This window comes from Sphingobium sp. SCG-1 (assembly GCF_002953135.1).
Taxonomy (GTDB): domain Bacteria; phylum Pseudomonadota; class Alphaproteobacteria; order Sphingomonadales; family Sphingomonadaceae; genus Sphingobium.
The window spans coordinates 1,191,977-1,212,774 of the sequence record NZ_CP026372.1 but is presented as its reverse complement, the minus strand read 5'-3'; the positions used below and the strand labels follow the sequence as shown (position 1 = coordinate 1,212,774).

The following is a 20,798-nucleotide window of genomic DNA, read 5'->3' as shown; positions in this document are numbered from 1 at the left end:
GTGGCAGTCCTTTTAGGAAATTGCGCGCGTCGATTGGCGCTCGATAAGTTCGTGAGGCAGGCGGCGATGTTCCGCACTTGCCCCCATGCTGAAAAGCAGGCGGGTGCCCGTCTGTCCCAATGTGCGAGTCGGCTGGCGGATGGTGGTGAGTGGCGGATAGACGACTTGCGCCAGCATCGTGTCGTCGAAGCCCGCGACCGAAAGCTGGTCCGGCACGGCAACGCCCGTCCGATGCGCGACGGCAAGCACACCTGCCGCCATATCGTCATTGCTGGCGAAGATCGCCGTGGGTGCCTGCGGCATGGCAAGCAGGATCTCGGCGGCATTCACGCCGCTGGCGAAATCGAACGCGCCGGGGATGACGATCGCGGGTTCATAGTCAATCCCTGCCCTGTCCAGCGCGCGACGATAGCCGAACAACCGCTCATTGCTGGCCATGTGATTGTCGTGGCCCAGAATGAAGCCGATCCGCCTATGACCAAGATTGATGAGATAGGCGGTCATGTCGTCCGCCGCCTGCACGTCGTCGATGAACACGGACGAGGTAATCGCATGGTTGGTGCCGGGGGAGATGCGGACGAAGGGGATGCTCCGGCGCTCCAGTTCCGCGAGCACTGCTGCGCAATCGGTGACGGGCGATGATAGGATGATGCCATCAACATGCGTCTCGTCGATCAGGCCGCCCACTTCGCGCGCTACATCGGGCGATGCGACGTCCACCGGCTGTGCGAGCAGGCGGACGCCTTCGTCGCGGCAGGCTTCCCAAATGCCTTCCTGGATCTGGTGGATGTAATAAGGACTGTGATTGTCGTAGAGCAAAGCGATCTGGCCCGACTTGCGCCCGGCGAGCGAGCGCGCGGCGATGCTGGGGCTGAAGCGCAGGGTGCGGACGGCATCCTCCACCTTCTGCCGGGTGTCGTCCCGGACATAGCGTTCCTTGTTGAGGACGCGCGACACCGTCTTGACCGACACGCCCGCCGCCTGCGCCACGTCATGGATCGTCGCGCGCGCGGTCACGATAGCAGCGCCTTGCAGCGGGCGACGTGGCGAGCCGCTATTTCCGTGAACAGCGGCGCATGGCGGCTGTCGGATCGATAGAAGACCGGCGGGCGACCGAACGGCGCTTCCACTTCGACGAAGCCGCATTCGCGCGGCATGCCGGTCCACAGATGCACCCAAGTCGCGTCGCAGGGCAGATAGCAGCGCCAGCGGCGCGCGCCTTCCGCTATGACCGGCGCGATGAGAAGATCCTGCCCGTACAGATACTGCGTCTGCAACGTGTCGCTATCCATGTCATCTTCATGATGCAGGAACAACGGACGTTGCAAGGGCAGGCCGGTGTCGCGCGCTTCGATGCACAGGGCGCGGGTGTAGGGCGCGAGATCGGCGTGGAGCTGCGTCATCGCGGCAAAATGGGCGAGCAGTTCGGGCGTCGAATCAACCTGCAAGTTCTCGTCGGGGCGATTGCCTTCGTGCGTGCGCATGACGGGCGTGAAGGCAGCGAGTTCGCTCCACCGCATCAGCAGTTCGGCGGTGCGGACATTGCCAAGCAGGCTAGTGTAGCCGCCGATGTCGCTATGGCTGTAGGCGTTTCCGACCAGCCCGGATGACAAAGCGGCGGTGATGACCGTGCCGATCCCGTCATGGCGCGAGAAGTCGACTGATTGATCGCCTGCCCAGAGCAGTGGGCAATATCTGCCGACATCGGTGCCGCCCGCGCGCATGAAGAAGACGGCATCGCCGGTCTTGCCGCGCAATTCCAAGGCACGGGCATTCACCTTTGCCCACAGTGTCGGCCAGGCATTGTGCGCGAGCATCGGATCGCTGCCGTCGAACAGGCGCACGTCGGTGGGGAGATATTCGCCGAAGTCCGCCATCCAGCCGGACAGGCCAAAGTCCAGCATTTCCTGCCCGATCACGCGATCGGCAAACCATTCCGCTGCCGCCGGGTTGGCGAAATCGACGATGGCGGCGTCGAACTCGCCGAAATCGACGTGGTAGGGTGCATCCTCGTCCTGATGGAGGGCAAGATAGCGTTTAGCCAACGCCTCTTGGTACAGGGTGCCATCGATGGCGAGGTAGGGATTGACGTAGCCCAGGAAACGGACGCCCTTCGCTGCCAGACGTGCGATCTGATGGTAGAGATCGGGATAGCGTTCGCGGTTCCATTTCCAGTCCCAGAACAGCCGCTTGCCGAAGCTGGTGATGCGCAGGCCCACCCAATCCTCGCACCATAATCCGGAAACCGGGACACCCGCGTCGATCATCTTTTCGAGACGCGCGAAGCTTTCCTGCCCCTGCTTCAGGCCGATGATCGCACCGTTCGTCGCCCATTCCGGCAGCAATGGCTGGCGGCCGAAACGTGAGGCCAAAGTGGAGACCAAATCAACCATTTCGGCGGCGGCGAACGTCTCGATCCGGTGGGGCACATCCCAACATTCGACAGTGAAGCTGTCGGCCGCCGTGAAGTCGAATGCGCAATAGGCGTGTGTATCAACGTGCAGCGCCATGTTGCGTGACGAGAGGATGGTCGGCTGCGGGTAATTGGTCGTCCAATAGTCGCCGCCGGCATTGCCCGCCTCGTCCATCGCCTGCGTAAAGGCCGTCGATTTGTCGCGGCCGACGCCCGGCTCCGATGTCCATACGGGGAAGACGCGACCGCGCAGGTCGAGGTACGACATTTGCTCACCCAACCCGTAGATCTTCTCATCGGGTTCGGCGTGGAAAGTCAGCCAGCAGCGATTGACCGCCCTGTCATGCGCCTCTAGCAGCAGCCCGTCGGACTGGACCACCAGCGACAGGATGGCGGGACGGCCCTCCCCTCTTGAAAATTCCACGCGTGCAACGTCGCCAGACCCAGTCTGCGGCAGAACTTTTGCGTGCGTGAGAGAGGTTCGTTCGGACACGGTATCGGAAAGGCGGAAGTTGCCCCGGAACATCTCGACGTCGGCCACGCCGCGCCCGACGGCGATCATCGGGTGCGCGGCATCATGGATCGCAAGCAGCCGATCGCCCTGCCACAATGCGAAGCCGCCTTCCGTTACTGCCAGTGTGAGCGCCGCTGCGGCCATGAACCCTCTCTCGATACACGCCCCTTGAACGGGCGGTGCGCTATTATGACAACGCAAGACAATGACACAAGCCTTTTGACCGATCAAGAATTGACAATCGACCATTGCCGCACTTATTACCCGCCTAAACCCCTCAATAAATGCAGGGCTGGGCGAAGAAATCTCGCAAAGGGAGGATTTTCATGACCAACATATCCAATGGCTCGCTGCTTCGTGCCGCGTTTCTGACAGCGCTGACAGGCGTAAGTGCAATTGCGCTTTGCGCGCCCGCCATGGCGCAGGAAACCGCTCCGGTTCCTGCTGCTGCGGATGACGCGGGCGGCATCGATATCGTCGTGACCGCGCAGAAGCGCGAAGAAAATCTGCAGGCAGTACCGCTTTCCGTCTCTGTTGTCGGTGGCGAAGCGATCGCGGCGCAAGGCGGCGTGAACCTTGAGAACGCGCAATATCTCGTGCCCAGCCTCAACTTCCGCAAGGGCGGCACCAGCCTCAATCAGGCGCTGTTCCTGCGCGGCGTTGGCACGATCAATTTCTCGATCGCCGCCGAACCCTCCGTCGCCGCCGTCATCGATGGCGTCGTGCTCAGCCGCGCGGGCGAAGGCTTTGGCGATCTCGTTGATATAGATCGGATCGAAGTGCTGCGCGGACCGCAGGGCACGCTGTTCGGCAAGAACGCGTCCGCAGGCGTCGTCAGCATGGTGACGAAGCGCCCCGAGGACAGCTTCGGCGGCACGGTGGAAGCCAGCTACTACGATTCAAACGAATATCGCGCGCGCGCCACGTTGAACATTCCGCTGGGTGAGAACATCCGTTCGCGCGTTACGGGCTTCTACAGCGAATATGATGGCAACCTGCGCAACATCGCTCTGGATCGCAAGGTCAATGGTTACAAGCATTATGGCGTGCGCGGCGTGATCGAAGCGGATCTGTCCGACGCGGTCACCGTCATCCTGCGGGGCGACTGGCGCAAAGCGAACGACGATTGCTGCGCGGAAGTCATCGGCACCGTGCCGACCAACGCCGCAGCGGCTGCGCTTTCGGGCACCAACATCAATGGCGACGAAACGCGCCGCGTGAACCAGAACCTGCTGACGCAGACGAAGGAAGAAAGCTGGGGCGTGTCGATGGAGCTGAATGCCGAACTGGGCAATCAGACGATCACATCGATCACTGCGTATCGCAAATGGGATAACACCGAGATTCGCGATGGCGACTGGCTCGACCGGGCGTATGTGGGCCTCAACCAGTTGCACGACATCGGTCCGCAGACGTCCAAGACGTTTAGCCAGGAACTGCGCCTGTCCTCCCCTTCGGGCAATTTCTTCGAATATGTGGCGGGGCTGTATTATTCGCGCGCTGAGTCGCAGCGGCAGTTTACGCGTGATTCGCTGATCTGTAGTGCGTCGACGCTGGCTGCCGTCTCGCCGGGATTGATCCCCTGCTCCACCGCTCTCGGCGTATCGACGATCCGTTCGGTCACTGGCACGACGGATTATGGGTCGATCTTCACCAACATGGCCGCGTTCGGTCAGGTGACGTTGAACGTCTCCGACCGCTTTCGCGCCATCGGCGGCATCCGCTACACCGCCGACCAGCTTGAGGGCAATCTGATCCGCCAGACCAATGTCGGCGGGGCCTCCGCAGGCGGCATCAACCCGAATTTCGATGCGGGCATTTACAACAATGGCAGCCCGGTCGCCGGAACGCCCAATGGGCTTCCCGTGCAGTTGAAGAAGGTCAACGATAACTGGTCGGGCAAGGCGGCGCTGCAGTATGACCTCACCGACGACACGATGGGCTATGCCAGCTACACGCGCGGCTACAAGGGACCAGCCTACAACCTGTTCTTCAACTTGGGCACGTCCGGTGCGGGCGTAATCGCACCGGAGACTGTCGATGCCTATGAAGTAGGCCTGAAGAACAGCTTGTTCGGCAATCGCTTGATCCTGAACCTCACTGGTTTCTACGCCAAGTATAACAACTATCAGGCGAACAACCCCGATATCGTTGCGGGCGTCGTCGTCACCCGCCTGACCAACGCAGGCACCGTGTCGACGCGCGGCGTCGAGCTGGACATGATGTACCAGCCAAGCCGCGCCTTTAGCCTGAACGGCGGCCTTGCCTATACCGATGCCAAGGTCGATCAGTTCCGCCTACCCCCCGGCGCAACCGAAGCGCAGCGCGTTCCCAACGGCACACGGCTCGCCAATGCACCGAAGTGGAAGGGATCACTCGGCGCGACGTACAAGATCGAAACGAGCGGCTTCGCCAACATCGAACTCGGTGCGCAGGGCAGCTACCAATCGAGCCAATTGTACGAGCTCAGCCCGTCGGCAGCCGTTCGCGCGGGCACGACGGTTAAAGGCTACGGCATCGTCGATGTGAGCGCTGGGCTGGTGTCGCCGGACAATGGCTGGAGCATCCGTGCGCAGGTCAAGAACCTGTTCGACCAGAGCTTTGCCTCCTCGATCGTTTCGGGTGGCCCCGGGGGTTCGTATCGCTACATCATTCCCCGTGAGGCAGACCGCTATTTTGGCGTCACGGCGCGCGTGAATTTCGGTAGCGAGAAGTAGAGTTCGGTTTCGCTGGCGACGCTATCACGTCCAGTGAAAGGGTCGGTGTCCTCTGCACGGGACACCGGCCTTTTTCTTGAGCACGCCGAAAAGTTCCGCAGTGCAGCAAAGATTTTGCACATTTCGTCGCAAACGGCATGGCTGGTGAGATTGCTTTAGGACTTTCACCGTAGTTAACGGGAAACGAACTTGCCTGCGGAGCTATCATGATCGAGTTTGCTGCCCTGACGTACGGTGTCCTTGCCAGCTTTGTCCTGTCGTCCGCGGGTCGCAATCATGCCGCGCGTAAGCCGCATCCGCCGGTTCTTCGCCACATCGGCTATGTCCTGTGCGGGATGTCCGCAGGCACCTGCGCTATCCTGACGGGCGCAGCCGCGATGCACTTTATGCATTAAAAAGGGCGGCACCTTTGCGGGCCGCCCTTTTTCAGATTTCGAAGGTTCGAAGTTTACCGAACCGAACCGCGACGTACCAGGTTGACGATCGCGAGCAGAACGACTGCGCCTACAAACGATACCAGCAGCGACGCAATGTCGAAGCTACCGCTGGTAATCGGCGCGACGCCGAGAAGCGGCGAGATCAGGAAACCGGCAAGCACGGCACCGACGATGCCGACCACGATGTTCAGGAACACGCCCTGCTGTCCGTCGGTCCGCATGACCATGCTGGCGAGCCAACCCAGAATGCCGCCGACGATGATAAGAATGATAATGCCCATGATCCTAACTCCTTTAAGGTGCGGCCATAGGTGGCTGCTGTACGATAAGACGCTTGAGGATCAGTAATGTTCCGTAACGATCATTGTGCGACGGGTTTCAGCGTCGGCACCAGCAGGTGAATCCATGCCAGCGCAGCCAGATATGCCACTGCGCAAATGGCGAACATCGGCCAATATCCGACCCCGGAACTCAGCGACCATCCGGCAAATTCGATCATCGCGGTGCCGCTGAGATTCCCGGCGATCGCGCCAAGCGCGATGACGCTGGCGACGCGCGCCGTGGGCACGATATCCGCTGTCATGCCGAAGATATTGGTCGAAAACCCCTGATGCGCGAACAGCGCCATCCCGATCAGCAGCGCCGCCGTCCACGGATTGCCAGCATAGATCGCCAGTGGCGCAGGGAGAATCATCAACGCGAAGAGGAACATCGACACTTTGCGCGCGCGGTTGACCGAGAAACCTTTCGACAACAGGATCGGGAACAGCGCGCCGCTGCTGATCGCGCCGATCGCGGCCAGCACGTAGATCAACGCCACCGGGTAGCCGAGCGTCCCCTGCGCCATGCCGAATTGCCGCGCGAAGAAGTCGGGCATCCAGAACAGCATGAACCACCAGACAAGGTCGGTCAGCGCCTTCGCACCGATCACGGCCCATGTCCGGCGGTCGCTCAGCAATTCGCTCCACCGCACGCTGCCCACGGCGTTCATGGATTTAACGTTCGTGGTGACGGGCTTCAGCTTGCGCGTGCCGACGATCCAGAAGCCCAGCCATATCAGGCCCAGGCCGCCCGTCACCAGAAACGCGGCTTTCCAACCAAAGGCCAGCGCGAACGGCGGGATCAGCAGGGGCGTCAGGATGGCACCGATATTGGGCGCGGTGTTGATGAGGCCGATGCCGAGTGAGCGCTCTTTTAACGGCAAGTATGTAGCGGCCGCCTTGATTGCGGCAGGCGTGTTCACCGACTCCGCCACGGCCAGCGTTACACGCGCGGCGACGAACTGCTGCACAGTCATGGCGATGGCGTGGCCCATTCCCGCGATGCTCCACACCGCTACAGCCACGCCATAGGCGAAGCGCACGCCGAAGCGGTCGACGAACCAGCCTACGCCAAGCAGCGCCACCGCAGCGGAAATCTGGAACGAGGAACCCAGATGCGCGAATTGCTGGTCCGACCAGCCGAATTCGCTTTCCAGCATCGGTTTGAGCAGCGCCAGAACCTGCCGGTCGACATAATTAAGCGCCGTAGCGAAGAAGATGAGAGCGATCAGGCCGTAGCGGAGCGACTTGCCGGTGCCGAAATCATCGTCGGATGGCCCGCTATCCAGTGGCACAGCCTGTTCCGTTGTCATCGCCACTCTCCCTCGCCCGCCATCCTGCCCGCACATGCTTTTTTTAAGTTGCGGATGGTCCACCGCAACTATAGGCATGAGCCATATGACAGCGCAAGACAGAAACACCGTCATGGCGGCTGACCTCTACGGCGACCTGCTGATGGAGACACCGCAGCCGCAGCGCCGCTGGCAGGAGCGCGTGCCGGGGATGGCGATCGCGGTGGTCGCCTCGCTTGCTGCTGCATGGCTCAGCGAGCATTATGGTGCGCCGATCATCCTGATGGGCCTGCTTATCGGCCTGTCGCTGAGTTTCGTGAGCGCGGAGCCACGGCTGGTGCCGGGCCTCACCTTCGCGTCGCACACCTTGCTGCGGATCGGCATCGTGCTCGTGGGCACGCAGATCACCTTTGCGCAGATCGGGTCGCTGGGCATCGGCTCGTTAGCGGCTTTGGTGGCGATCATGGCAGTCGTCATGGTGACCGGGATTGTGGTGGCGAAGCTGTTCAAGCAGGACGTCATGTTCGGCCTGCTAGCGGGCGGCGCCACGGCGATCTGCGGCGCGTCCGCCGCGTTGGCGCTTTGGAGCCTGATCGGCGAGAAGCGCATCGATCAGGCGCGCTTTACGATCGTGCTGGTCGGAATATCCGTCGCCAGCGCGCTTGCCATGTCGTTCTACCCGCCGATCGCCGAATATTTGGGGCTGACCGATCAGCAGGCAGGGTTTCTGATCGGTGCATCGATCCATGACGTCGCGCAGGCAATCGGCGGCGGCTTCTCCTTCTCTCGCACGGCGGGGGAAGTGGCCACGATCGTCAAACTGACACGCGTGACGTTGCTGGCGCCGGTGCTTGCGATCGTCGCCTTTGCCCTGCGCAATCAGGGCGTCACCGATGGGGTTGCGCGGCGCGTGCAGGTGCCCTGGTTCGTGCTCGGCTTCCTGGTGCTGGTCGGGATCAACACCGCCGTTTCCCTGCCCCCGCAACTGACGGATGCGTCGCATGTCGTGTCGAAGGCGCTGCTGCTGGTCTCCGTCACGGCAACGGCGATGAAGTCGCAAATGGCAGTGCTGTTGACGCAGGGGTGGCGCAGTTTCGCGCCGGTGATCGCGGCGACCATCGTCTCCTTCGCGCTGTCGCTGGCGGCGGCGCTGGTGCTGTGAGGGCGCGGTCGTGATCTACGATCTATGCGTCATTGGCGGCGGCATCAATGGGACCGGCATCGCCCGTGATGCAGCCGGGCGCGGCGCATCGGCGCTGCTGCTCGAACGCGACGATCTGGCGTCCGGCACGTCGTCCGCCTCGACCAAGCTGATCCACGGCGGGCTGCGCTATCTGGAGCATTACGAATTCAAGCTGGTGCGTGAGTCTCTGATGGAGCGCGAGCGGCTGCTGAACATCGCGCCGCACATCGCCTGGCCGATGCGGTTCGTGCTGCCGCATCATCCGGGATTGCGGCCGAAGTGGCTGCTGCGGCTGGGGCTGTTCCTCTACGATCATATCGGCGGGCGGAAGTTGTTGCCGGCCACGCGCACTATCGACTTGCGGAGCGACCCAGCGGGTAAGCCGCTGAAGCCCGGCTATTCGACGGCATTCGAATATTCGGACTGCTGGGTGGACGATGCGCGGCTGGTGGTGCTGAATGCGCGCGATGCGGCGTCGCGCGGTGCGGAAATCCGTACCCGATGCGAAGTGACGGCAGCAGCGCGTGAGGGCGACCTGTGGCGCATCACGACGCGCGACGTCGATGGCACGGCGGGCAGCTTTCAGGCGCGCGCGATCGTCAATGCGGCGGGGCCATGGGTCGTCCGCCTGATCGATCGCACGGAGACGGAGCGCCCCGCCAACATCCGACTGGTGCGCGGTAGCCATATCGTGACGAAGCGGCTGTTCGATCATGACCGCAGTTACATCTTCCAGAACGCCGATGGCCGGATCATCTTCGCGATTCCCTATGAGCGCGACCTGACGCTGATCGGCACGACCGACCGCGATCACGAGAATGCCGACCTCAAACCTGAAGCGTCGGAAGAAGAGATCGCCTATCTCTGTGCAGCGGCCAGCGAATACTTCGCGCAGGCGATCACGCCCGCAGATGTCGTGTGGACGTATAGCGGCGTGCGCCCGTTGCTCGACGATGGGGCGAGCGCCGCGCAGGAAGCGACCCGCGATTACGTCCTGAAACTCGATGCCGACAATGGCGCGCCGTTGCTATCGATCTTCGGGGGTAAGATCACGACCTATCGTCGTCTGGCGGAAGATGCGATGGCGATGCTCACGCCCTTGATGCCGACGTTGACGGGCAGAAGCTGGACGGCGAGCGCGGCACTGCCCGGCGGCGAATTTGCACTGCGGGACCGTCCGGCATTGATGGCGAAGATCGCGGCGGCCTATCCGTTCCTCACGCCGGACGATGTGTCGCGGATCGTCTCCACCTACGGCACCTGCGCATTCGAGTGGCTGAGCGAGGCGTTGAGCAGGGAGGCTCTGGGCGAAGACTTCGGCGGTGGATTGACCGAAACCGAAGTCCGCTACCTCGTTCGCAACGAGTGGGCGCGGACCGCCGCAGATGTGCTGTGGCGGCGGACGAAGATGGGATTACGCGTCGACGCGGAGGGTGTTGCACGATTGCAGGCTTTTCTCACCACGCTCGCCAACGACTGACCCGGCACCAATAAAAAAGGGGCGCGAACGACATAGCGCTCGCGCCCCTTTTTGGCACCCTATCGCGTAAGACGCTTAATAAACGCGCGCCTTTGGCTTGATGTACTCGATTTCGTCGGTCAGTGTGTATTCGTGCACGGGGCGCGTATCGAGCGTGACTTTGCCGCCCTTGCCGCCCCAGCCGTCGAACCATGAGATGGTGTGCTTCATCCAGTTGGCGTCGTCGCGCTCGGGGTAATCCTCGTGCATATGTGCGCCGCGGCTTTCCTTGCGGTTCAGCGCGCCTTCGATGGTGCACGTCGCCTGGCTGATCAAGTTGTCCAGCTCCAGCGTCTCGATGAGGTCGGTGTTCCATATCAGCGAGCGGTCGGTGACCTGGACGTCTTCCATGCTCTTGTAGACGTTCTGCAGCTTGGCGACGCCTTCGCTCATCAGAGCCTCGTCGCGGAACACGGCGGCATGCTTTTGCATGGTGCGCTGCATTTCGAGGCGGATTTTCGCGGTGGGCGTGCTGCCCTTCGCATTGCGGAAGTGATCGAGCCGCGAAAGCGCCAGATCGGCACTGTCGGTGGGGAGCGCCTTGTGCGACGAACCCGGCTTCACAATTTCGGAAATGCGGTGGCCGGTCGCGCGGCCGAACACGACGAGATCGATCAGCGAGTTGGAGCCGAGGCGGTTCGCGCCATGCACCGATACGCAGGCCGCTTCGCCGACCGCAAACAGGCCCGGCACGACGGCATCGGGATTGCCGTCCTTCAACGTCACGACTTCGCCATGGTAGTTACAGGGGATGCCGCCCATATTGTAGTGAACGGTCGGCACCACCGGCAGCGGCTGACGCGTCAGGTCGACGTTCGCGAACACCTTGCCGGTTTCCGTGATGCCCGGCAGACGCTCGGCCAGGATTTTCGGGTCGATATGGTCGAGGTGGAGGAAGATGTGATCCCCTTCCTTGCCGACGCCGCGGCCTTCGCGGATTTCCATCGCCATCGACCGCGACACCACGTCGCGCGATGCCAGATCCTTGGCGGACGGCGCATAACGTTCCATGAACCGCTCGCCCGATGCGTTGGTCAGATAGCCGCCTTCGCCGCGCGCGCCTTCGGTAATGAGCACGCCCGCGCCGTAGATTCCGGTCGGGTGGAACTGCACGAATTCCATGTCCTGCAATGGCAGGCCAGCGCGCAGCACCATGCCGCCGCCGTCACCCGTGCAGGTATGGGCGGAGGTCGCGGAGAAATAGCAGCGGCCGTAGCCGCCGGTGGCCAGCACGACGCTATGCGCGCGGAAACGATGAATCGATCCATCTTCCATGCAGATGGCGATGACGCCACGGCACTCGCCATTTTCCATGATGAGGTCGATGGCGAAATATTCGACGTAGAAGTCCGCGTCGTACTTCAGCGACTGCTGATAGAGCGAGTGGAGCATCGCATGGCCGGTGCGGTCAGCGGCGGCGCAAGTGCGCTGCACTGGCGGGCCGGCGCCCATGTTTTGCATGTGGCCGCCGAAGGGACGCTGATAGATTGTGCCTTCCGGATTGCGGCTGAACGGCACGCCTGCGTGCTCCAGTTCGTACACGGCGGCGGGTGCTTCACGCACCATATATTCAATCGCGTCCTGATCGCCCAGCCAGTCCGACCCCTTCACGGTGTCGTACATGTGCCACGTCCAGTGGTCGGGCGAATTATTGCCGAGGCTCGCCGCGATGCCGCCCTGCGCCGCAACGGTATGGCTGCGCGTTGGGAACACCTTGGTGATGCACGCAGTCTTGAGGCCGGTTTCCGCGATCCCCATGGTCGCGCGCAGGCCGGAGCCACCCGCACCTACGACAACGGCGTCATAGGTATGGTCGATGATCTTATAGGCTTCGGTCGACATCAGGAGGCTGCTCCAGTGAAGGCAATCTTGGCGATGGCGAAGATGCCAGCCGCGGCGCCAGCGACGGCGTAGAAATTGAGGAACATGAGCGTGGCGAACTTCAAACCCTCGTCATGCACATAATCTTCGACCAGGATCTGCAAGCCAAGGCGAAGATGCGTGAATACGCTGACGAGCATCAGCATCATCGGCACGGCGACCCAGATTTTCGCAAGCCAGGTGGTGACAGCAATGTAATCCAAGCTAGGCAGTTGCAGCAGGCTGAAGATCAGCCAGAGCACCAAGAACAGGTTGCTTACCGCCGTGATGCGATGGTTGACCCAGTGATGTGTGCCCGACTTGGCGCTGCCAAGGCCCCGGACGCGACCGATTTCCGTACCGCTACCCATTACAGCTTCCCTGCAAAAACGCTGAGCCAGATAGCCGCGGTAACGGCGATCGCCGCGACCGGCACGACCATTGCCCAGCTCTTGTTGGTCTTCAGTTCATAGCCCGCGCCAATATCCAGCACGAAGTAGCGGAGACCGGAAAACAGGTGCTGAAAGAAGAACAGCGTCAAGCCGATCATCACGACATAGCCATACCATGAGGTCGCATGATGGATGAAGCTGGCATAGGCTTCCGGGCCGGACGCGGCGGCCACCAGCCACCATACGACGCCAAGAACGCCCGCCGTAGCCAAGCCATCGCCCGTAACGCGCTGAAGGATCGACAGGGCCATATGCGGACCCCATTTCCAGATGGTCAGATGCGGCGACAGAGGCCTGTTTCGCGTTCGCGCCATTCGGTCTGCACTCCCCAGGGTCAGCGTGATTCACAGCCCCTTTAGCGCGCACCCCTATACTGTGCAATGCAGCGGAGAATCACATGACAAAAGCTGCGGAAGGCAGGAGCAGTCTCAGTTTCTCTCTCTTCCCTGTCGTTTTTCCACCGGGCTAAGAGATGATTAACCAAGTGAGGGTTATGAGCAGTCATCAGGCGCTGACGAGCCTTAGGATGCGAGAGGCAAGATTCATGGTGTTGAAAACAAATGCGGATGTTTCCATGCGGGAACGGCTACGCGAATTCGACCCAAACGGTATGTTGGCTGCTGATGCGGCAGAGGTGTTTGCGCTTCTGCCCGATGGTGGTGAGACAGTCGCTCAGGCGTTCTTTGACACCTATGTGGAACATACGAAGCTGGCGATGCATGTGCCGCCTCCTTCCCTCAGCAATTTCCGCAAGGAAGTATCGCACTACGTTCGGGCCAAATATTCCAACCTGAGTTCCGAAGAGTGGGCGGACTCGGCGCGAGCCTGCGCCCGTCAGGCCCGCAAACACGGTTTCTCCGTCTTCGCTATCCTGCTGGCAATCTCCGCAGCAAACGAGAAGGTGCACGATATTCTTTGGGCCGCGCCCGTAGATCCGGAGAGGGCGCGCATTCTGCATCGGAACGTCACGCGCATCTGTCTGGTCGAAGTTGAACTGTTGTGCACCTTATTAGCGCGCGATGCATCGGCCGAGGAAGATGTAATCCGCCAGCAGAACACACAGATATTCGAACAACGCATCGTTGCAGAGATCGACGGCGCCTCACAACTGGGCGAAGGTCTGCGTGAACAGGCCAAGGATGCATCCGCCGCCACCCGCGGCATGTTGGGCAAGGCGTCCGAAGTGGCCGCCGCCGCCGAGCAATCGGCGCTTGCCATGCGTGAAGCGGCGCAGACGTCCGCTGGCCTGATCCGCGCAATCGAGGACGCTCGTGCCGAAGTGGAAGGCGCAGCCGAAGTCGCACAGCGGGCCTATGCACAGGCTGGCGAAGCAGTGACGATGTCTACTACCTTGTCGGAGAATGCGCAGTCGATCGAGTCGATCCTGGGCCTGATCCGCGACATCGCGGGCCAGACCAACCTGCTGGCGCTCAATGCCACCATCGAAGCCGCGCGGGCGGGCGACGCAGGCCGCGGTTTTGCCGTGGTTGCACAAGAAGTGAAAAGCCTCGCCAATCAGACAGCGCGCGCGACGGACGATATCGCCAACAAGATCGGCTCCATTCAGGCATCGACACGCCAATCGGTCGAAACCAACCAGCGCATCCGCGAAACGGTCGATGAAGTGCAGATGTCCGCCAACCGCATTCGGGGCGCAATGGATGCACAGGCGCAGACCGTTACGATGATAACTGCAGCTGTTGATGAAACGGCCCTAGCCGCAGATTCGATGTCGGCAACCATCTCGGCAATCCGGCAGGATACGGAAGTCGTAGCATCCGAGATCGATCAACTCGAACGCGGCTTCATGAGTGTGGAGGGCAAGCTCAACTTGCTTCGTGACGCTTCGGCAGAACTCAGCCAACGCGTCGCCTAATACCCTTCCCTCGGGCGTGCGGGTCGGCTAACCGGCATGCATGTCCCTTAACATCCTCCTCACCGGTGCGAGCCGCGGGATCGGCGCGGCCTGCGCCACGATCCTCAAATCCAAGGACACGCGCCTGTTCGCGGCGAGTAGCCAGGATGCTGACCTCAGCGCGGCCGGTGGGGCCGACGCCCTCTGGGACAAGGCGGTCGAGGCGCTGGGCGGACGCATCGACATCCTCATCAACAATGCCGGCATTTTCGAGGCGACGCCGCTCGACGCCAGCGATGCTGACTGGCTGGCGGGTTGGTCGCGAACGATGACCGTCAACCTGGAAGCAGCGGCGCTGCTGTGCCGCAAGGCCGTCCTCCACTGGCAGCAGCGCAGAAGTACCGGTCGCATCGTCAACGTCGCGAGCCGAGCCGCCTATCGCGGCGACAGCCCGGCGCATTGGCATTATGCCGCGTCAAAGGGCGGCATGGTGGCCATGACCAAAACGATCGCCCGCGCCTATGCAGCGGAGGGGATCTACGCCTTTGCCGTATGCCCCGGTTTCACGAGGACAGGCATGGCGGAGGATTATCTCGCCAGCCGGGGTGGCGACACATTGCTGGCGGACATTCCGCTGGGCAAGGTCGCCGATCCCGAAGAGATCGCCGCCATCGTCAAGTTCCTGGTGCACGATGCGCCGCCCTCTATGACCGGCGCAGTCCTCGACGCCAATGGAGCCAGCTATGTCCGATAGTTGGAAGCTCACCCTTCCCTGTACGCGGGCGGAGGCCGAAGCGTTGGAAGGTGATGTCGCGGCGTTCGCCATGCTCGACAATCCGCCGACGCTGATGACCAGCGAAGCCGTGGAGGACGATCCAGAGCAGTGGCAACTCGACGCCTATTTCGAGGGCAAGCCCAATGCCGCACTGGTGAAGCTGGTGCAGGCACTTGTGCCGAGCGCGCGGGGTCGGAAACCGGCACTCCAAAAGCTGCCGCAGGAGGATTGGGTCACGATCAGCCAGCAAGGGTTGGAACCTGTCATCGCCGGGCGTTTTTTCGTGCGCAATTCGCCGGAGGACGCCGTGCCGCCGGACCATAAAGATTTCCTGATTGGCGCGGGACGCGCCTTCGGTACCGGGCAGCATGAGACGACGTCCGGTTGCCTAGCCATGCTGGATCGTACGCGCAGGCTGGGGCATCGCTTCGGCAATATTGCGGACGTGGGCACCGGCACGGGGCTGCTCGCCTTCGCAGCCATGCACCTGTGGCCACGCGCTTATGCCACCGCGTCGGACATCGATCCGGTCTCGGTCGAGGTAACTGCGGAGAATACTGCCGCCAATGACGTGCCGCTGGGCATGGGGATTGGACAACTCACTCTGTTTGCCGCCGCCGGCGTGGATCACCCCGGCATCCAGCGCCGCGCGCCTTATGACCTGGTGATCGCCAATATCCTTGCCGGGCCGCTGATCGAACTTGCGCCCTCTTTGACGGCAGCGCTGGACGAAGGCGGCACGCTGATCCTGGCGGGGTTGCTCGACAGTCAGGTGAGCCGCGTCGCCGCTGCCTATCGTGCGCAGGGTATGCGCCTTGCCGATCGCATCGACACCGGGCAGTGGCCGACGCTCCGCTTACGCAAGCGGCCCGCGATCGGCTGGCGTCGTCCGCGCCGCTGGGCCGCAGACTTGAATGGTGAGGCGCCAGGCTACGGGAGCTGGTAGAACGCAAAGGTCCAGCTCCGACAGGAAGCGCTGGTTTCAGCGACGCGTCGTGCGCTGGCTTTGCGCCATGCTGGCGGCGCCGTTGCTTTTCGCACTGTGCATATTGGGCGGATCGTTAATCCCGGCAAATCGCAATGCGGTGCGACCGACTGACGGCATTACCATCTACGTCTACACCAACGGCGTGCACACCGGGCTGGTGCTCCCCACGGTCAACGGTCTGCATGACTGGCGGGCGCGGGTTCGGCCAACCGATCTTGGCGATCCACGACGCGCGGGCCAGTGGCTGATGTTCGGTTGGGGCGAGCGCAATTTTTATCTGAACACGCCAACTTGGGCGGACGTCGATCCGAAGATCGTCCTGCGCGCTGCAATCGGCAGTGACACCACGCTGATGCATGTCGATCATCTGCAACGCCTGTGGCGAGGGCCGGACCTGCGGCCTATCCTGTTGACCTCCGCACAATATCAGGCGCTTGCAAAAGCCATCGACGCCGACTTTGCGCCGGGCGCGGCAATCAAGGGCTATGGTGCGGACGATCTGTTCTACCCCGCACGTGGCAGCTATAGCGTGCTGCGCACCTGCAACGAATGGACGGGCGACAAATTGCGGGATATCGGGGTGCGCATCGGCATCTGGACGCCTGCAAGCTGGAGCGTGATGCGCTGGTTTCCAGCACCCTAGCTAGCCGCCGCGCACGATCTCCGCCCACTCCGCTTCATCGATCACCCGGATGCCCAGTTCCGCGGCTTTCTTGAGCTTCGATCCAGCACCCGGCCCTGCGACGATCAGGTCCGTCTTTGCGCTGACCGACCCCGCCGCCTTGGCTCCCAATGCTTCGGCCTGCGCCTTGGCTTCGTCGCGGCTCATCGTTTCGAGCTTGCCGGTGAAGACGATGGTCTGGCCGGAGACCGCACTTTCGCGAACGTCGACCTTGTAATCAGGCGGCGACACTTCGTTCAGCAGGTCTTCCCACGCCTGTACATTGTGCGGTTCATGGAAGAAGTCAGCAAGCGCGTGACCCACTGCCGCGCCGACATTTTCCACGCCTATGTGGTCGGCAATGGCCTTGTCGATCCGGGCCTGAAAGCGGTGCGGCGGCTCGTCCGGCAGTGGCTCGGTCGCCGCGCGCAATGCGATGATATCTTCCGCCAGAGCGCGCAAGGCGGGCAAGGTCGTGTGGCGCTTCAGCAGATCGCGCGCCGTCACCGCGCCGACATGACGGATGCCGAGGCCGAACAGCAGACGCGCGGCGTCGGGCGAAGTCTTCGCGCGAATGGACTCGAGGAGGCCATCGACTGACTTTTCCTGCCAGCCCTTGCGCCCGACTAGCTCGTCGCGATGCTGCGACAATCGAAAGATATCGGCAGGTTCGTCGATCCAGCCGAGATCCAGAAATTCCTGGATGGTCTTCTCGCCCAGCCCCTCGATATCGAGAGCGCCCCGGCTGACGAAATGCCGCAGCCGCTCGAACCGCTGCGCCGGGCAGATCAACCCGCCCGTGCAACGCACGTCGACTTCTCCTTCCTCTCGCACCGCTTCGGAACCGCAGGCCGGGCAGTGATCGGGAAAGACGAAGGCGTTGCGCGGTTCTTCACGCGTGAGATTCTCGACCACCTGCGGGATGACGTCGCCTGCGCGCTGGACGACCACGCGATCACCCGGTCGCACGCCCAGTCGCGCGATTTCGTCCGCGTTGTGCAGTGTCACGTTCGACACCACGACGCCGCCGACCGTGACGGGCGTCAGGCGACCGACCGGCGTCAGCTTGCCCGTCCGCCCGACCTGGATATCGATGGCGACAAGGTCGGTCTGCGCGCGCTCGGCGGGGAATTTATGCGCGATGGCCCAGCGCGGTGCCTTGGCGACGAACCCCAGCCGCTCCTGCCAATCGAGCCGATCGACTTTATAGACCACGCCGTCGATGTCGTAAGGCATGTCCGCCCGCAGTGCCTCGATGCCACGATAATGCGCGAGCAGTTCGGCTGCGTTTTCGAATCGCCGCAAATGTTCGGACAGCGGAAAGCCCCACCGCCCGATTGCCTGCATCACGCCCATCTGCGTGTCGGCGGGTAGCGCGGAATGTGCGCCCCAGCCGTGGGCGAGGAACCGTAGGGGTCGGCTGGCGGTGACGGCAGCGTCCTTCTGCCGTAGCGAACCGGCAGCGGCGTTGCGGGGGTTGGCGAACTGGCGCACGGTTTCGGGGTCGAACGCCTCGTTTTTGCTTTCCGCCAGCGCCTGCCCCGCCACCATCAGCCGCGCATTCAGCGCGACGAAATCGGCCTTCGCCATATACACTTCACCGCGCACTTCAAAGAGGTCGGGCGCGTCATCGCGCAGCGATTGCGGGATGTCGGCGATGTGGCGGACGTTGGCCGTAACGTCCTCCCCCACTTGGCCGTCGCCGCGCGTGGCTGCCTGCTTTAACACGCGGTTTTCATAGCGGATCGAGAGCGAGAGCCCGTCGATCTTGTCCTCCGCCGTCATCGCCACCGGCGCGTCGGCGGGAAGCGCCAGATAGCGCCGCACCCGCGCAACGAACTCCTCCACCTCCGCGTCGTCGAACGCATTGTCGAGGCTCATCATCCGCTTTTCATGGGCGACCTTGGCCAGCGGCGACGTTTCTACCGACGCGCCGACCTGGCGGTTGGGACTGTCTGCCCGCACCAGATGCGGAAACGCCGCCTCCAGCGCGCTGTTCTCCCGCACCAGCGCGTCATACTCCGCGTCGCTGATCTCCGGCGCATCCTCGGCATGATAGCGCGCATTATGATGCGCAATCAGCTTTGCGAGCCGCATGAGACGGTTGGCCGCTTCGGCTTCTGTCAGCGCGGACATGTCCGCCATCACACCCCCTCCAGCAGCCGCCCGGCCTGCGCGCGGGCTTCCTGGGTAATTTCCGCGCCGGACAGCATGCGGGCGATTTCTTCGCGGCGTTCGGATTCGCTCAACGCGTGGACGCCGGTGCGGGTTACAGTGCCTTGGCTGGATTTCGCGATCAGCATGTGCGTTGCGCCGCGCGCCGCGACCTGTGGCGAGTGCGTGACCACCAGCAACTGGCTGCCATGCGCCAAACGCGCGAGCCGGTCGCCGATCGCGCTGGCTACTGCGCCGCCGACGCCGCGGTCGATTTCGTCGAAGATCATCGTATCGGCACCACCCTCCTGTGCCAGCGCGACTTTCAGCGCGAGGATGAAGCGCGACAGTTCGCCGCCCGACGCGATCTTCACCAGCGGCGCGAAGGGCGCGCCGGGGTTGGTCGAAATCTCGAACTCCACTCGATCGGCGCCCTGCGATCCCCACTGCGCTTCGTCCAGCGCCGCAACCGCCGTGCGGAAACGTGCGGCGTCTAGTTTCAAGGGTGCCAGTTCCGACGCCACCGCCGCATCCAGCCGCTTCGCCGCAGCGACCCGCTGCGCCGTCAGCGCTTGCGCCACCTGCCGGTAGGCCGCTGCCTTCGCCGTCAGATCGGCGTCTAAAGCCGCAAGGCCTTCCTCGCCCGCATCGATCCGCTGCAGCTTCGTATCCATTTCGGCCTTGAGTTCCGCCAGATCATCGGGCTGCACCTGATGCTTGCGCGCCAGTGCCCGCATTTCGAACAGCCGTGTCTCGATGCTGTCCAGCCGCGCCGGGTCGTAACTGAGTGCTTCGTTGGCGGCGTTCAGATGATCCTCCGCCTCGCTTGCCTCGATCACCGCGCGGTCGAGGGCCGCCAGCGCCTCGGCCAGCATTGGATGCTCCGTGGCGATCCGGTCTAGCCGCCGTGCCGCTTGCCGAAGCCGCGCGAGGCCGCCCTCCGACCCGTCCAGGAACTCTGCCACAGCAACGAGATCCTCGGTCAGGCGCGCGCCCTTTTGCATCGTCGCGCGATCGTCGGCCAGCAGCGCTTCCTCTCCCGGTTCAGGCGCGAACGCCGTCAGTTCAGCGACGGCGTGCTCCAGATATTCGCGGTCCCGTGCGGCCGTCTCGACATCCGTCCGCGCCGCCGCCAGCATCGCCTCAGCTTCACGCCATGCGCCGTGCGCCGCTGCGACCTTGGCAGTGTCGCACCGCCCGAAGGCGTCGAGCAGCGCGCGGTGCCCGCGTGGATTGAGCAGGCCGCGATCGTCATGCTGCCCGTGAATTTCGACCAGCAGTGCGCCGACTTCGCGCAGCAATGCTGCCGAACAAGGTTGATCGTTGATGAAGGCGCGGCTGCCGCCATCCGCCTTCAACGTACGGCGAATAATGATCGGCTCGCTTGGTTCCAGGTCGAGATCGTTGTCCGCCAGCGCGGCGCGGATCGGATGACCGGCATCCGGCTCCTCAAACGTCGCAGTGACGCTCGCCTGCGCCTCGCCCTGCCGGACGAGGCCGCTATCCGCCCGCGCACCCAGCGCCAGCCCGAGCGAGTCCAGCAGGATCGATTTGCCCGCCCCCGTCTCGCCCGTCAGCACACCCAGCCCCGGACCGAAGGCAAGGTCTAACGCCTCGATCAGCACGACATTGCGGATGGACAGGTTGGTCAGCACGTA

Annotated in this window: 17 protein-coding genes; 8 read left to right on the top strand and 9 right to left on the bottom strand. The window is 62.9% G+C overall.

Annotation, left to right across the window (positions count from 1 at the left end; genetic code table 11):
• Positions 1-12: 12 nt before the first annotated feature.
• Both C1T17_RS05480 and C1T17_RS05475 read right to left on the bottom strand, forming a co-directional pair.
• The gene (locus tag C1T17_RS05480) at positions 13-1,017 is read right to left on the bottom strand and encodes a LacI family DNA-binding transcriptional regulator (RefSeq protein WP_104952575.1); all 1,005 of its coding nucleotides are present in this window, start codon (positions 1,015-1,017) and stop codon (positions 13-15) included.
• Positions 1,014-3,071 carry an alpha-glucosidase gene (locus tag C1T17_RS05475; protein WP_104952574.1) on the bottom strand — a complete coding sequence of 686 codons (2,058 nt, stop codon included), beginning with the start codon at positions 3,069-3,071 and terminating at the stop codon, positions 1,014-1,016. The genes C1T17_RS05480 and C1T17_RS05475 overlap by 4 nt, the downstream gene beginning before the upstream one ends.
• A 182-nt stretch (positions 3,072-3,253) precedes the next feature.
• Here C1T17_RS05475 and C1T17_RS05470 point away from each other — a divergent pair, with 182 nt between their 5' ends.
• The gene (locus tag C1T17_RS05470) at positions 3,254-5,644 is read left to right on the top strand and encodes a TonB-dependent receptor (RefSeq protein WP_104952573.1); all 2,391 of its coding nucleotides are present in this window, start codon (positions 3,254-3,256) and stop codon (positions 5,642-5,644) included.
• A gap of 206 nt (positions 5,645-5,850) precedes the next feature.
• Complete coding sequence (locus C1T17_RS05465; protein WP_104952572.1) at positions 5,851-6,039, top strand: hypothetical protein; 189 nt, start codon at positions 5,851-5,853, stop codon at positions 6,037-6,039.
• Positions 6,040-6,092: 53 nt separating this feature from the next.
• On the opposite strand, the gene C1T17_RS05460 is transcribed toward C1T17_RS05465, so the two are convergent.
• Together C1T17_RS05460 and C1T17_RS05455 are read right to left on the bottom strand one after the other, a co-directional pair.
• Positions 6,093-6,362 (bottom strand): GlsB/YeaQ/YmgE family stress response membrane protein, encoded by a 270-nt coding sequence (locus tag C1T17_RS05460; RefSeq protein ID WP_104952571.1) that lies wholly within the window; start codon positions 6,360-6,362, stop codon positions 6,093-6,095.
• 80 nt (positions 6,363-6,442) lie between these two features.
• Positions 6,443-7,714, bottom strand: a complete 1,272-nt coding sequence (locus C1T17_RS05455; protein ID WP_104952570.1) for an MFS transporter — start codon at positions 7,712-7,714, stop codon at positions 6,443-6,445.
• Positions 7,715-7,790: 76 nt separating this feature from the next.
• Between C1T17_RS05455 and C1T17_RS05450 the strand changes: the two genes are divergently transcribed.
• Both C1T17_RS05450 and glpD read left to right on the top strand, forming a co-directional pair.
• Positions 7,791-8,855 (top strand): YeiH family protein, encoded by a 1,065-nt coding sequence (locus C1T17_RS05450; RefSeq protein WP_223262816.1) that lies wholly within the window; start codon positions 7,791-7,793, stop codon positions 8,853-8,855.
• 10 nt (positions 8,856-8,865) lie between these two features.
• A complete protein-coding gene (gene glpD / locus C1T17_RS05445) occupies positions 8,866-10,356 on the top strand; it encodes a glycerol-3-phosphate dehydrogenase (RefSeq protein WP_104952569.1) in 1,491 nt (496 codons plus the stop codon).
• Positions 10,357-10,431: 75 nt separating this feature from the next.
• Here the strand turns inward: glpD and sdhA are convergent, their stop codons facing one another.
• Genes sdhA through sdhC form a run of 3 tightly spaced genes read right to left on the bottom strand, consistent with a single transcriptional unit; the run spans position 10,432 to position 13,021 of the window.
• Positions 10,432-12,237, bottom strand: a complete 1,806-nt coding sequence (gene sdhA, locus C1T17_RS05440) for a succinate dehydrogenase flavoprotein subunit (protein WP_104952568.1) — start codon at positions 12,235-12,237, stop codon at positions 10,432-10,434.
• Positions 12,237-12,626, bottom strand: coding sequence for a succinate dehydrogenase, hydrophobic membrane anchor protein (sdhD, locus tag C1T17_RS05435; RefSeq protein ID WP_104952567.1), 390 nt, complete (start codon positions 12,624-12,626; stop codon positions 12,237-12,239). The genes sdhA and sdhD overlap by 1 nt, the downstream gene beginning before the upstream one ends.
• A complete protein-coding gene (gene sdhC / locus C1T17_RS05430; protein ID WP_104952566.1) occupies positions 12,626-13,021 on the bottom strand; it encodes a succinate dehydrogenase, cytochrome b556 subunit in 396 nt (131 codons plus the stop codon). The genes sdhD and sdhC overlap by 1 nt, the downstream gene beginning before the upstream one ends.
• Before the next feature lie 230 nt (positions 13,022-13,251).
• Between sdhC and C1T17_RS05425 the strand changes: the two genes are divergently transcribed.
• The 4 genes from C1T17_RS05425 to C1T17_RS05410 all read left to right on the top strand — a co-directional run bounded on the left by C1T17_RS05425 (position 13,252) and on the right by C1T17_RS05410 (position 16,968).
• On the top strand, positions 13,252-14,583 hold the full coding sequence (locus C1T17_RS05425; protein ID WP_104952565.1) for a methyl-accepting chemotaxis protein: 1,332 nt from the start codon (positions 13,252-13,254) through the stop codon (positions 14,581-14,583).
• 40 nt (positions 14,584-14,623) lie between these two features.
• Positions 14,624-15,316 carry an SDR family NAD(P)-dependent oxidoreductase gene (locus C1T17_RS05420; protein ID WP_104952564.1) on the top strand — a complete coding sequence of 231 codons (693 nt, stop codon included), beginning with the start codon at positions 14,624-14,626 and terminating at the stop codon, positions 15,314-15,316.
• Complete coding sequence (locus tag C1T17_RS05415; protein WP_223262815.1) at positions 15,306-16,283, top strand: 50S ribosomal protein L11 methyltransferase; 978 nt, start codon at positions 15,306-15,308, stop codon at positions 16,281-16,283. The genes C1T17_RS05420 and C1T17_RS05415 overlap by 11 nt, the downstream gene beginning before the upstream one ends.
• 67 nt (positions 16,284-16,350) lie before the next feature.
• Positions 16,351-16,968, top strand: a complete 618-nt coding sequence (locus C1T17_RS05410) for a TIGR02117 family protein (RefSeq protein ID WP_189338503.1) — start codon at positions 16,351-16,353, stop codon at positions 16,966-16,968.
• On the opposite strand, the gene ligA is transcribed toward C1T17_RS05410, so the two are convergent.
• Positions 16,969-19,131 carry an NAD-dependent DNA ligase LigA gene (gene ligA, locus C1T17_RS05405; RefSeq protein ID WP_104952561.1) on the bottom strand — a complete coding sequence of 721 codons (2,163 nt, stop codon included), beginning with the start codon at positions 19,129-19,131 and terminating at the stop codon, positions 16,969-16,971. It abuts the gene before it with no gap.
• Positions 19,131-20,795, bottom strand: a complete 1,665-nt coding sequence (gene recN, locus C1T17_RS05400) for a DNA repair protein RecN (RefSeq protein WP_104952560.1) — start codon at positions 20,793-20,795, stop codon at positions 19,131-19,133. Before recN ends, ligA begins: the two co-directional genes overlap by 1 nt.
• Between the last annotated feature and the right edge of the window lie 3 nt (positions 20,796-20,798).